This is a genomic window from Pseudomonas sp. FW306-02-D09B (assembly GCF_058782685.1).
Map to the genome: position 1 here is coordinate 388,848 of NZ_JBYSXY010000001.1, position 12,986 is coordinate 401,833.

Genomic DNA, 12,986 nt, shown 5'->3' on the forward strand with positions numbered 1-12,986 from the left:
TCGGGCGCCAGAGGTAAATAAGCATTATGGAAACCCCACTTTCCAATTCTGGAAACCCGCCGTTGAAAACGGCCCATCGAGCGCCTTTGGCCCTGAGCGGGCTGGACTTCAAACTGCTCAAAGTGTTCAAGGCAGTGGTCGAGGCAGGAGGTTTTAGTGCGGCTCAAAACGAGCTGAATGTCGGGCTGGCAGCCATCAGCAAACAGATCTCCGACCTTGAGATTCGCATTGGCATGCGCCTGTGTACTCGGGGTCGAGAGGGATTTAATCTGACCGAAGAAGGGCGCCTGGTCTATCAGGCGTCGATTGACTTATTTGCCTCGGTCGACAACTTTCGAGACAAGCTTAGTTGCGCTCAAAATGAATTGATTGGCGACTTGGGAGTAGGGGTGATCGACAATACGATTACCGATGAAAACTCTCCGTTAGTTGCTGCATTGAAACGAATAAATGAAGAGTCGCCGAAGGTGCGCTTTCAACTTCAGGCCTCGCAGTTGGATGAAGTGGAAAGAGGTGTTGTAGAAGGGCGGTTGGTCGCCGGAATAGTGCCGGTTTATCAGAAAAGAGAAGAGTTCGATTACTTCACGTTGTATGAAGAAAGATCAGAGGCCTACTGCGCGGTGGGGCACCCGTTGTTCAGCGTTCCGAATGAGCAGATGGGCGAAGATGTGCTCAAGCAACACGAGTTCATCAACCATCGCTACGCCATCCACCGCGACAAGCTGACCTTTGCCCGATACGACAGTTTTTCCGCCTCGGCGTCACAGGTCGAAGCGGTCGCCATGCTGATCAAAACCGGGCGCTTCCTGGGTTTTCTGCCACAGCACTATGCCGCGACTCTGGTTGCACAAGGCACGTTCAGAGCCCTGCGGCCGGACCTGATCAGCTTCAATACACCGTTCAATTTGATCCTGCGGCACAACACGGTGCGCAGTCCGTTGGTCAAGGCGTTTGCCCAAGCGTTGGGGGTGGATCTGAAGGCGACCGTTTGATGTCAGGTCATTCACTGTGGGCATTGAGCGCGAATGTCTGTCTGCTCGGTAGCCGCTGATAGAGTGGCGGAGTTGTCGCAGGGTTTGGCGTTTATAACGTCCGTGCGGGAGCGCCGATTACTTTTGCAAGTGATCGGTGGACAATTAAAACAGCACGTCTGTTTTAGCCTTTCAACCTGATGAGGTTAAGCAATCCCACGCTATCGGATTACCGCATATTATGTCCCGCTAGAAAGGAGCCCCATGAAGTGAACAAGCGGATTTACATAAGCGGTGCATCTGGGGCCGGAGTGAGTACTCTGGGGGCTGCACTGGCAGCAAAGCTTCAAGTGCCTCACTTTGATGTCGATGACTACTATTGGTACCCGACAGAACCACCCTTCGAGCGATCACGACCTCCCGCAGAGAGAGTTGACCTACTCAACCGTAGTCTGGCTGATGGTCAATGGGTTCTCTCCGGCTCATTAGATGGCTGGGGAGACGAAGTGATTCAATCTTCCAATTTGGTCGTCTTCGTTGATACTCCGACACTGCTTCGAGTAGAGCGTCTAAAGGCGCGTGAATCACAGCGCTATGGTCAACGTATTCTTCCTGGAGGGGACATGCATGCGAATCACCTGGCGTTCCTCGCGTGGGCCGAAGGATATGAGAGCGGTGCTCAAGCTGGCCGCAGCCGACCACGGCATGAACAGTGGCTCAAGCAGTTGACCTTACCCTCCGTTAGGGTAAGCGGAGAGTTGCCGATTGAGTCGTTGCTCGCAGTAGTAATTGCTGCGATCCCGAATTGATGAACTCTCAGAAGACCCGCGACCCAAGCGTACCCTTTACGGTTTGATGCAATAGCGCATCGCACACCGTCGGGCGCCCGGCAATCCATGGGTAGTTTCTGCTTCAAGCACTGCCTGCAAGCGGTGATCGAGATCGGAAGATGCAAGGGATTCAAAGCCGAACCGTTGATAAAACGGCTCGTTCCACGGCAGTGTGCGAAAGGTCGTCAGCGTCAGTGCGGTCAACCCGCTACGGCGTGCGTGCTCAAGGGCGGTCTGCAACAACCTGCGTCCCAGACCCTGGCCCTGAAAACTGCTGCTGACGGAGACCTCCTGGATATGCAGTTCGGTATCGACGGTATGGGCGCTGAGGAAACCCACGATAGATTGATTGGTCGCCTCGGCAACCCAGACCTGCGCGCAACCGATGTCATGCTGGTGCTGTTCGACACTGGTCACGGGGGCGTCGGCAAGCCAGGCAAGCTCAGGGTCAATACGGAAGAGGGTGGCAGCTGAACGCTCTACGGCGGGCAGTGCGCTGGCATCGTCGAATTGGGCACGGCGGAGGGAAGGAGTCATGGGCGCAAGCTTAAGCAAGCGCCCTGACGATGTGCAACCCGTTCAGGGCTGCACGGGTACCAGATGCAGCAGGACGTAATCGTCCTTGTCGAAGTTCCCGTTCAGCACCGGTTGCAATGTTGCCAACCGAGAGCCTTTCAGGGCCTCGTAGTCACTCTTTTCCATCACCAGCCAGGCAGGACCTTTCAGGTTTTCCAGTTCTTGCACTGAATGAGTGAAGACCGGGAACAGATCATGCTCGACGTTGACCATGAACTTGATCGCCTTGGCGTCTTTGCCCATGGCGTGCAAGACCACAGGCGCCGGGTCTTTCTGGATCAGCTCAAAGGCTGCACGACTGAACGTACGGGTGTCGAAGAGCCTGCGCTCTGCGGGCTCGAACACCAGAATGTAGGTCGACCACAATGCCAGCACTGCGGTGAACGCCAGGCCCACTGTACGCACGCGTGGCTTGAACAACAGCCCCAGTGCGATCACCTGCAACACACCGAGAATCGTCATCACCGCCGTCACCGAGGTGAGATGTTCCGGGAAGCGTCGCTTGGCGACCAGCAGCCCGACGATCAGCAGACCAGGAATCAGCAGCCACAGGCCCTGCATCAGGCCGCGCAACCACTGGAACACCCGGCCCTGCGCCTGGAACGGATACGCCGCAATGATCGCCGCCATCGGCAGCATCGGCAGCATGTAGCGGGCTTTTTTTGCCATCGGAATCGACAGGCCAATCATCACGACCAGCCCGGCAGCGGTGCACAAGGTCAGCAGGCGCAACGCCGGTCCGCGATCCTTGCGGCCGAACAGCAACACCGCGGCCAGCACCACTACCGCCAAGGGATACGCCAGCGCATAGTTGCCCAGCGAGCTGCTGAAGTAAAACAGCGGACCGCTCGCGCCTTCGCGGCCATCCATGCGCCCCATGAACTGCATGCGGATCACGTCTTGCACGAAGGTCGGACCGCCACTGGCGTTGGCCAGCCACAGCAACAAACCAATACCGGCTGCCAGCAGCAAAGCTGCCAGCAAGCCGATCGTGATCATCCGCCGCCACTGGCCATTGAGCAGGTAATAACTGCACAAGACGCCGGTAGGCACCACCAGGCCGATAGGCCCGCGAATGGCAAAACCGAGCACCAGCAACGCGAGTATCAGCGGCAGTCGTCGCGGTGCCTGAAAGTGGTCAGCGGCATAGCCCAGATAGAACACGGCGAAGGTCACGGCCGCGACCATCTGGTCGAGGGACACGGCGCGGGTTTCGGTGATGAAGGTATTGCTCAGCATCATCAAGGCAATGCTGATCAGCGCCCAGGTTCTGGAGTAGGGCGCTACCAACCGGTACATCAGCGTGACGATCGTCGCTGAGGCAATGGCGCTGGGTAACCAGGCCGTCAACGCGTTTACCTGGCCAAAGGGCAGCGAAAGCAGCCAGGTAAAAAACGTCGAGGTGGCCCAGTAATCAGCGTAAGGCTGGCCATAGGTGGTCGGGAAGAATCCCGGCCCATGGCGCAGCATTTCCTGGGCAAACAGTACAAACCGCGTGTCGAATCCGATCGCCGATTGCTGGTAGACCCCGGCGCAGAACAGCAGCAGCGCCAGTAGCCCCAGACCTAACGATTGTTGACGGATCCCTGTCGATGGATATGCGTGCACGCGGCCTCCTGGGCTTAGACGGACGAAGCTGGCCACTGTTGCTGAGGGATTGGCAGGTTGCGCGACTCGCCACGACCCATCGGGAAGTACTTGAAGCCTTTACGTGCCAGGCGTTCGGCGTCGTACAGGTTGCGACCGTCGAAGATCACCGGAGCTTTGAGACGCTCTTCGATCAACTTGAAGTCCGGCGCCTTGAACTGTTGCCATTCGGTGCACACGATCAACGCGTCTGCGCCAACCAGTGCGGATTCCGGCGTGCCCATCAGCGACAGGTTCGGTTGATCCGGGTACAGGCGTTGGGTTTCCTGCATGGCTTCAGGGTCGAATGCACGTACGTGTGCGCCGGCAGCCCACAACGATTCCATCAGCACGCGGCTTGGCGCATCGCGCATGTCGTCGGTGTTGGGTTTGAATGCCAGGCCCCAGAGCGCGAAGGTCTTGCCTTTCAGCTCGCCTTTGTAGAACGCATTGATGCGTTCGAACAGCTTGTGTTTCTGCCGCTGGTTGATGGCCTCGACCGCTTCCAGCAGGTCGCTGGAGCAATTGGCTTCCTGGGCGCTGTGGATCAATGCGCGCATATCTTTCGGGAAACACGAACCGCCATAGCCGCAGCCAGGGTAGATGAAGTGGTAGCCGATGCGCTGGTCTGCACCGATGCCCATGCGTACGGCTTCGATATCCGCACCCAGGTGTTCGGCCAGTTCGGCGATCTGGTTGATAAAGCTGATTTTGGTCGCGAGCATGCAGTTGGCTGCGTACTTGGTCAGCTCGGCGCTGCGCAGATCCATGAACATGATGCGGTCATGGTTGCGGTTGAAGGGGGCGTAGAGGTCGCGCATCACTTCACGGACTTCTTCGCGCTCGCAACCGATGACGATGCGGTCAGGGCGGCGGCAGTCGCTGACGGCCGAGCCTTCCTTGAGGAATTCCGGGTTGGAGACGATATCGAATTCCAGGGTGCGCCCGGCTTTTTTCAGCACGCCTTCAATGTGTGCGCGCAGGGTGTCGCCGGTGCCGACAGGAACAGTGGACTTTTCCACGAGGATCAGCGGCTCGACGCGATGGCGTGCAACTGCATCACCCACGGACAAGACATATTTCAGGTCGGCCGAGCCGTCCTCGTCAGACGGTGTGCCGACAGCGATGAACAGGACCTGACCGTGCTCGATGGCCATTTTCTCGTCGCTGGTGAAGTGCAGGCGCCCGCTCTCCAGGTTCTCCTTGACCATGCTCTCCAGCCCTGGTTCAAAGATAGTGACGTGGCCTTTCTGCAGCATTTTGATCTTGTTCTGATCGACGTCCATGCAGACGACATCATGACCGACTTCAGCCAGGACAGTCGCCTGCACCAGACCGACATAACCGCTACCAATTACACTGATTTTCATGAGGCATTCCTGACTTCTGTGGCGCGAGCAGTTCGAGAGTTGATAGTGATGACACCGAGGATGACCAAGGCCACCCCGAGTGTTTTGGAAAGACTGAAATTTTCGTTGAACAGCGGCAGGCTGGCGGCCAATAGATACACCAGTGCATAGCTGATACTCAACAGCGAGTAGGCCCGGCCCAGCGGTAGATCGCGCAGAGCGGCGAGCCAGCACAGCATGGACAGGGCGTAAGCGCAGATCGACGCCAGTACCACGCCGATCGCGAGCAGGTCGATGCTGCCGTTGCTCAGGGCCTGCTGCCACTGATCGGGCAGTGGCAAATGGCTCATGCTCCAGCGCATGCCCAACTGGGCGGCACTGACCAGCGCGACGCTGCCCATGGCAAAGCTGATGCCACGACGAAGGCTCATGCGTGCCTCCCGAGCAGAACGACGCCGGCGATGATCAGCGCAACACCGATCCAGTGACGGCGATCAATGGTTTCGTGGAAGACGAAGTGGGCGGCCAGGGTGATCAGCACAAAGTTGAGGCTGAGCATCGGGTAGGCGATACCGACTTCCAGGCGCTGCAACACCAGCAGCCATACCAGCAGGCCAAAGCCCAGGCATGCCAGCGCCAGCCACAACCACGGCGAGAGCAGTTTTTCGCTCCATCCGGAGTCCTTGCCGCGCCAGCTTTCCACGGCGTATTTCTGGGCGATCTGGCCCATGCAGGTCAGCAGACAGGCGGACAACAGCAAAATCAGGGTCATGGCGCGCTCTGTGGAATGATCAGAATGACCATGTTGCCTTGCTCGTAACGCTTGCCATCCTTGGGCAGCAGGTCGAGTTCGTGGACTTCATCGTCACCCTTGACGCGCATGACGACACCCACCGGGCCGGTCTTGCGGGCTTCGCTCATCCACTGTTGCACGTGGTCGGTATCGACCCGACGTGCCGCGGCATCCGGGTAGTCGAGGCCATATTTCACTTCGCCGATGGTGTTGTACAACGCCACTTCAGGGCGTTGCAGACGCCAGGCCACCGCGGAGGCAGCTCCCAGGTCATTGCTCAGCAGGCTTTTGGTCTGGCTGAGTTCGTCAATGTGCTGGAGGACAAACTGGTCGGGCATCTTGTTGTAGACCACCGAGTGCGGCAGTGCGGCCGGCAGGATGGCGATCAGCAGCCAGCTGCCGATTGCCGGCGCAGCCCATGCGCTCAACGGTCGAACCACCAGCAACAGGTTGGACAGGATCCAGCCCATGAGCACGATGAACACCAGCACCAGGCTGTGCATTTCATCGACATACACGGGTTTTTTCAGTTGCAGGTAAACCATCGCCAGCAAGGTGGTCAGGCCGATGACCAGGTTCAGCAGGCCGTTGACCTTGAACAGCCGGCTTTGCCCCAGGTTCAGTCGGTCAATCAGTGTGTTCCCCATCAACAGCGCCAGGGGCAACAGGCACGGCAGGATGTAGGTTGGCAACTTGCCTTTGCTCAGGCTGAAAAACGCCAACGGCAGGACCAGCCACAGCAGCAGGAAGCCGGTGCTGGCCTGACGTCTGGTTTGCCACGCTTGCTTGAGCGCCGACGGCAGGAATGCCGCCCACGGCAGGCTGAACGCTACCAGCATCGGCAGGTAGAACCACCACGGCGCTGCGTGCTGCGCGTCGTCACCGGCAAAGCGGCGAATGTGTTCATGCCAGAAGAAGAAACGCCAGTAGTCGGGTTCCTGCGCATGCACGGCCAGGACCCACGGCAGGCTGACGACAATCGCGACCACGATAGCCATCGGGCCGTACGCCAACAGTTCACGCCAGCGTTTTTGCCAGATCATGTAGGGCAGGGCGATCAATACCGGCAGCAACCAGGCGAGGAAACCCTTGGTCAGGAAGCCCATGCCGCAGGCCAGCCCCAGGGTTGCCCAACTCACCAGCCGCGCATTGCGGCTGCTGCTGTCCAGTGCGAACCACAAGGCTACCAGGCTCAGGTCGACCCAGAACGTGAATTGCGGGTCGAGGTTGGAATAGCCGCCTTGACCCGCGACTACGGCAAAGCTCATGTAGAGCAATGCGCTGGCGATGCTTTTACGCGGATCGTTCCAGAGCCTGCGTGCGATCAGGTAGGTCAGCACGATGCTCAAACCAGTCGCGAGTGCCGACGCAATGCGCACCCCGAACAGGTTCTCGCCGAACACGGCCTGGCCGATGGCGATCATCCAGTAACCGGCAATCGGTTTCTCGAAATAACGCAGGCCCATGAAATGCGGCGACACCCAGTTGCCACTCAGGAGCATTTCCTGACTGACCTGGGCGTAACGGGTTTCATCCGGAATCCACAGACCATGCGTGCCCAGCGGCAACAGATAGACCAGACCGAAAGCGATAAGCAGTAACGGCAAAGCCCAGCGTTTGGTCATGCGCCTTGCACTCCCAACCATCCTTCTCGGCCTTCGAGGGCGCCACGTATTACGCGCCCCTGAGGCAGGGTTGTCGGTTGGGCGGGCAAGAGGTTACCCAGCGGCTGGAACTGGATGTCACGCTGACGCGCATCAACCAGCAGTTGACGGAAATCGTTTGCCATCAGAATCCCTTCTACCTCCGCATGTATCGTATATACGTTCAGCTTCGAGGGGCTGAATCGGTCAAGAATGTATGAGTTGAACTCATTGGCTGCTACGACGGGACCCACCACTTCATCGAAGGTTGGCAAGTCGACCGGAATTTGTGGCGTGCCGAGGCTGCCGTCTGCCAGCCGAGGCTGGAACAGGCTTTGTCCGCGACAGTCGCTGTTGTAACGGAAGCCAAAATGCTGCTTGGCCTCGATGACCCGCTCATCGGCACGCCAACCGGCGGCCGCCGAACAGTCCACGCGCTGCCCGATAATATCGCTGAGGGTGTCGACGCCCCGGCGAATCTGCTCGATCAGCTCGGCATCGCTCCAGCGCCCTGCGTTGGCTTGCCAGCCGTGGTGATCCCAGGCGTGCAAACCCACTTCATGGCCAGCCGCGAGGGTCTGGCGCATCAGGTGCCCCAGGTCACGGCCGATGGGCTTGCCTGGCCAGGCGGTGCCGGCCAGCAAGATGTCCCAGCCGTACAGACCTGCGGCATTGGAGCGGAGCATTTTCCAGAGGAACTGCGGACGGATGAGGCGCCATAAATGGCGCCCCATGTTGTCCGGACCAACGCTGAAAAAAAACGTCGCCTTGACTTGTGCTTCATCGAGCATCTCCAACAACCGGGGTACCCCCTCACGGGTACCTCGGTAGGTGTCGACATCGATCCGAAGACCTGCCTGCATCAGCGCTTGTCCGCGATTTCGAGCATGGCTTCGCGCAGGAAGAAGTCCAGCGTGTTACCGATGGTTTCGCTCATCTCAACGGTTGGCTCCCAGTTCAGCAGGCGCTTGGCGTTTTCGATGCTTGGCTTGCGGTGTTCCACGTCCTGGTAGCCAGCGCCGTAGAAGGCCTTGCTCTCTACGTCGCGGAAACCGGCGAACGGAGGGAAGTTGGCGCGCAGTGGGTGAGCTTCGAACTGACGCAGCAGCTCTTCGCCCAACTGACGGATGCTGGCTTCGTTGTCCGGGTTACCGATGTTGATGACCTGGCCGTTGCACGAATCGTTTTCGTTATCAACGATACGCGCCAGGGCTTCGATGCCGTCGGCGATGTCAGTGAAGCAGCGCTTCTGCTCGCCGCCGTCGAACAGACGGATCGGGGTGCCTTCCACCAGGTTCAGGATCAGCTGGGTGATGGCGCGGGAGCTACCGATACGTGCCGAGTCCAGACGGTCCAGACGTGGGCCCATCCAGTTGAACGGACGGAACAGGGTGAAGTTCAGGCCTTTGGCGCCGTAGGCCCAGATTACGCGGTCCAGCAGTTGCTTGGAGACCGAGTAGATCCAGCGTTGCTTGTTGATCGGACCAACGATCAGGTTCGAGGTGTCTTCGTCGAAGTTCTTGTCCTGGCACATGCCGTAGACTTCGGAAGTCGACGGGAAGATCACGCGCTTGTTGTACTTCACGCAGTAGCGAACCAGTTTCAGGTTCTCTTCGAAGTCCAGTTCGAATACGCGCAGTGGGTTGCGGGTGTATTCGATTGGAGTGGCGATGGCCACCAGCGGCAGAACCACGTCGCACTTCTTGATGTGATATTCGATCCACTCGGAGTGAATGCTGATATCGCCTTCGACGAAGTGGAAGTTTGGATGGCTGCGCAGACGCTCGATAGCGTCGGAACCGATGTCCAGACCATAGACGTCGTACTTGTCGTCACGCAGCAGGCGCTCGGACAGGTGGTTGCCGATGAAGCCGTTGACGCCGAGGATCAGTACGCGGGTACGACGCGGGGCACGGCCCGATTCAGCGCCACGCAGTACGGAACCGTCGACCAGACCCAGCTCATTGGCCAGTTGCGGGCCGCTCAGGTACAGACCGTTTTCGTTACGCTGACCGGAAGTGACAACCAGCGAGTCTTCGCCGCAAGCGATACGCAGCGGATCAACGCTGATCACACGGCCTGGTGCCAGACCTTCGTTGCCCTTGACGACTTCAGCGCTCCAGACAATCAGTTTGTGCTCGCCCACGGCGCAGAAAGCACCCGGGTAAGGTTGGGTCACGGCGCGAACCAGGTTGAACAGCTCTTCAGCCGGCTTCTTCCAGACCAGCTTGCCGTCTGCCGCGGTACGACGACCGTAAACAGAGGCTTTGGATTCGTCCTGGGCGGTTTCGGTGATTTTGCCCTGAGCCAGCAATGGCAGGGTGTCACGCAGCAGGTTCGAAGCAGCTTCGCGCAGCTTGCCGTGCAGGGTCAGTGCGGTGTCGGCACGCTCGATCGCGACGCGTTGCTGGGCAATGATTGCGCCAGCGTCGGCACGCTTGACCATGCGGTGCAGGGTTACGCCGGTTTCGGTTTCACCGTTGACCAGTACCCAGTTCGCTGGAGCGCGACCGCGGTAGGTTGGCAGCAACGAGCCGTGTAGGTTGAACGCGCCTTTGCGGGCGGTAGCCAGCAGTTGCTCGCCCAACAGGTTGCGGTAGTAGAACGAGAACAGGTAGTCCGGGTTCAGCTTGGCAATGCGCTCGATCCACAGTGGGTGGTTGACGTCTTCCGGTGCATGCACAGGAATGCCTTTGCGGGCGCACAGTTGAGCGACCGAGCCGTAGAAGGTGTTTTCCTTCGGATCGTCGGCGTGGGTGAACACGGCAGCAATCTCGAAACCTGCGTTGAGCAGTGCTTCGATACCTGCACAGCCAATGTCGTGATAGGCGAAAACAACAGCTTTTGAACTCATGGCGAAACCTGATCAGTAGTGGTGGAAGGCAGACCGTCGACAGTGGCAACGGGAGCAGGACTAGCGGGTTTGTTACGTAGGATTTTTTCGATAAAGAACCGCGGACGGGCGCGGACATCGCTGTACATGCGGCCCAGGTATTCACCCAGAAGGCCCATGCCGATGAATTGGCCGCCAGTGAACACAAAGAGCACGGCGAACAGTACGAAGGTGCCACCTCCTGCCCAGCTGGCGCCGAAGATCAGGCGCAGGAAAATCAGCAGGAAGGCAAACAACATGCCCAGCGCCGCCAGACTGAAACCGATGATGCTCAGCAGTCGCAGCGGGGTAGTGGTCATGCAGGTCAGCAGATCGAACATCAGACTGATCAGGCGCATCGGGCTGTACTTCGACTCGCCATGCTCGCGCTCGGCGTGCTGCACCAGAATCTCGGTGGTGTGGCGGGCGAAGCTGTTGGCCAGGATCGGGATGAAGGTGCTGCGTTCACGGCAGGCCAGCATGGCGTCGACGATGGTGCGGCGGTAGGCGCGCAGCATGCAGCCGTAATCGCTCATGGCGACACCGGTGGAGCGTTGCACGGCCAGGTTGATCAGTTTCGACGGCCAGCGGCGCAGGGCCGAGTCCTGGCGATTGTTGCGCACGGTGGCAACCACGTCGTAGCCCAGCTCGGCCTGTTCCACCAGACGGGGGATTTCTTCCGGCGGGTTCTGCAGGTCGGCGTCGAGGGTAATGACCACATCGCCTTTGCAATGCTCGAAACCGGCCATGATTGCCGCGTGCTGGCCGTAGTTGCGATTGAGAATGACCGCAACGACCTGGCTGCCTTCGCGCTCGGCGGCTTCTTCGAGAATTTGCGCCGAATTGTCACGGCTGCCGTCATCGACCAGGACGATTTCGTACTCGTGTTTGAGTAGCTGACAGGCCGCTTCGGTCCGGCGCAGCAATTCAGGCAAGCTTTCTTCTTCGTTGTAGACCGGGATAACGATCGACACGCAGTTAATTGGATATGGCTTCAAAGGCTTCAGTCCAGAATGTTTTCAATGGCGCCAACGACGCGTTCGACATCGTCGGTAGTCATGTCGGGGAACAGCGGGATCGAGCACAGTCGTGCCGAGTTCCATTCGGTATTGGGCAGATGAATGCCCGGGAATCGCTGACGGTAGTAAGTGTGCAGGTGGGTGGCCACAAAGTGAATACCCGTACCGATATTCTGTTCTTGCAGGGCCTTCATGAACGCCTCGCGATCCATCCCGCAACGCTCGGCGTCAATGCGCAGTATAAACAGGTGCCAGGCGTGTTGTTGCGGGTAGGTCGGTACACTCAGCGGTTGTACCGGCAGGCCTTCGAGGCGTTGCAGGTAGGTCTGCGCCAATGCGGTGCGTTTGGCGTTGATCTCGTCGAGGCGCTGTAGCTGCACCAGTGCAATGGCTGCGTTGATGTCGGCCAGGTTGTACTTGAAGCCAGGCTCGATGACCATGGCCTGAGGTTTACGGCCGTGGGTCAGGCGATCGTAGGCGTCTACGCCGAGGCCATGGAACTTGAGCATGCGCACTCGATCGGCCAGCGCCTGATTGTCGCTGACGAACATTGCGCCTTCGGCGCAGGTCATGTTCTTGATCGCGTGGAACGAGAAGATCGCGGTGCCCTGGGCGCCAATGGCGCGGCCACGGTAACGGGTACCGGCAGCATGGGCGGCGTCTTCGATGACGGCGATGCCGTGTTTGTCTGCCAGCGCATAGAGCGGGTCGAGATCGAACGCGGCGCCGGCGTAGTGCACCGGGATGATGGCTTTGGTGCGCGGGGTAATGGCGGCTTCGATGGCCTGGACATCGGTCATCAGGGTGTCACGGTCGACGTCGACAAATACCGGGGTAGCGCCCAACAGGCAGATCATGTTGGCGGTCGAGACCCAGGTCTGCGAAGGCGTGATCACTTCATCGCCAGGGCCGATACCCAGCGCCAGTAGCGTGATGTGCATGCCGCCGGTTGCAGAAGACAGTGCGACGGCGTGCTGGCAGCCTGTGTACTGTGCGAATTGCTCCTCCAGCTCCTGGTTCTTCGGCCCGGTGGTGATCCAGCCAGAGCGCAACACCTGCTCAACAGCGGCAATTTCTTCATCACCGATGCTTGGGCGAGAGAAGGGGAGAAAAGCCTGATTCATGTGGACCTCGGGTTTGGATATGTCAACAGCCCTTTAAGGCGGCAAGTCGGAGCACAACTTGCGAATCAGCTCGAAGCGGTGCCTCGAGGCGAAGTCGGTGACAGCGTAGACGAAAAAACAAAAAGTATATCAATCAGTTAACCAATCTTCTGGAAAAAGTGCACTAATTGACTTTTATTTTGT

General features: G+C 58.8%; 12 protein-coding genes. 2 read left to right on the plus strand and 10 right to left on the minus strand.

Annotated features, from left to right (window positions below; genetic code table 11):
• Positions 1–26 precede the first annotated feature (26 nt).
• Positions 27–992, plus strand: a complete 966-nt coding sequence (locus AC3WK5_RS01935) for a LysR family transcriptional regulator (RefSeq protein WP_103318556.1) — start codon at positions 27–29, stop codon at positions 990–992.
• 248 nt (positions 993–1,240) lie between these two features.
• A complete protein-coding gene (locus tag AC3WK5_RS01940; protein WP_256585270.1) occupies positions 1,241–1,780 on the plus strand; it encodes a P-loop NTPase family protein in 540 nt (179 codons plus the stop codon).
• 36 nt (positions 1,781–1,816) lie between these two features.
• On the opposite strand, the gene AC3WK5_RS01945 is transcribed toward AC3WK5_RS01940, so the two are convergent.
• The 10 genes from AC3WK5_RS01945 to arnB are packed head-to-tail and all read right to left on the minus strand — an operon-like array spanning position 1,817 to position 12,803.
• Positions 1,817–2,338 carry a GNAT family N-acetyltransferase gene (locus AC3WK5_RS01945; RefSeq protein WP_103318552.1) on the minus strand — a complete coding sequence of 174 codons (522 nt, stop codon included), beginning with the start codon at positions 2,336–2,338 and terminating at the stop codon, positions 1,817–1,819.
• 42 nt (positions 2,339–2,380) lie between these two features.
• Positions 2,381–3,985 (minus strand): ArnT family glycosyltransferase, encoded by a 1,605-nt coding sequence (locus AC3WK5_RS01950; protein ID WP_103318550.1) that lies wholly within the window; start codon positions 3,983–3,985, stop codon positions 2,381–2,383.
• A 14-nt stretch (positions 3,986–3,999) separates the two neighbouring features.
• Complete coding sequence (locus AC3WK5_RS01955; protein ID WP_054597468.1) at positions 4,000–5,373, minus strand: UDP-glucose dehydrogenase family protein; 1,374 nt, start codon at positions 5,371–5,373, stop codon at positions 4,000–4,002.
• Positions 5,370–5,783, minus strand: a complete 414-nt coding sequence (gene arnF, locus AC3WK5_RS01960) for a 4-amino-4-deoxy-L-arabinose-phosphoundecaprenol flippase subunit ArnF (RefSeq protein WP_103318549.1) — start codon at positions 5,781–5,783, stop codon at positions 5,370–5,372. The genes AC3WK5_RS01955 and arnF overlap by 4 nt, the downstream gene beginning before the upstream one ends.
• Positions 5,780–6,124 carry a 4-amino-4-deoxy-L-arabinose-phosphoundecaprenol flippase subunit ArnE gene (gene arnE, locus AC3WK5_RS01965; RefSeq protein ID WP_019690505.1) on the minus strand — a complete coding sequence of 115 codons (345 nt, stop codon included), beginning with the start codon at positions 6,122–6,124 and terminating at the stop codon, positions 5,780–5,782. The genes arnF and arnE overlap by 4 nt, the downstream gene beginning before the upstream one ends.
• Complete coding sequence (arnT, locus tag AC3WK5_RS01970; RefSeq protein WP_103318547.1) at positions 6,121–7,770, minus strand: lipid IV(A) 4-amino-4-deoxy-L-arabinosyltransferase; 1,650 nt, start codon at positions 7,768–7,770, stop codon at positions 6,121–6,123. The genes arnE and arnT overlap by 4 nt, the downstream gene beginning before the upstream one ends.
• On the minus strand, positions 7,767–8,651 hold the full coding sequence (arnD, locus tag AC3WK5_RS01975; RefSeq protein ID WP_054597466.1) for a 4-deoxy-4-formamido-L-arabinose-phosphoundecaprenol deformylase: 885 nt from the start codon (positions 8,649–8,651) through the stop codon (positions 7,767–7,769). Before arnD ends, arnT begins: the two co-directional genes overlap by 4 nt.
• Positions 8,651–10,642, minus strand: a complete 1,992-nt coding sequence (gene arnA, locus AC3WK5_RS01980; protein ID WP_054597465.1) for a bifunctional UDP-4-amino-4-deoxy-L-arabinose formyltransferase/UDP-glucuronic acid oxidase ArnA — start codon at positions 10,640–10,642, stop codon at positions 8,651–8,653. The genes arnD and arnA overlap by 1 nt, the downstream gene beginning before the upstream one ends.
• The gene (arnC, locus tag AC3WK5_RS01985; protein WP_054597464.1) at positions 10,639–11,658 is read right to left on the minus strand and encodes an undecaprenyl-phosphate 4-deoxy-4-formamido-L-arabinose transferase; all 1,020 of its coding nucleotides are present in this window, start codon (positions 11,656–11,658) and stop codon (positions 10,639–10,641) included. The genes arnA and arnC overlap by 4 nt, the downstream gene beginning before the upstream one ends.
• Positions 11,659–11,663: 5 nt before the next feature.
• Complete coding sequence (arnB, locus tag AC3WK5_RS01990; protein ID WP_019690500.1) at positions 11,664–12,803, minus strand: UDP-4-amino-4-deoxy-L-arabinose aminotransferase; 1,140 nt, start codon at positions 12,801–12,803, stop codon at positions 11,664–11,666.
• Positions 12,804–12,986: the final 183 nt, after the last annotated feature.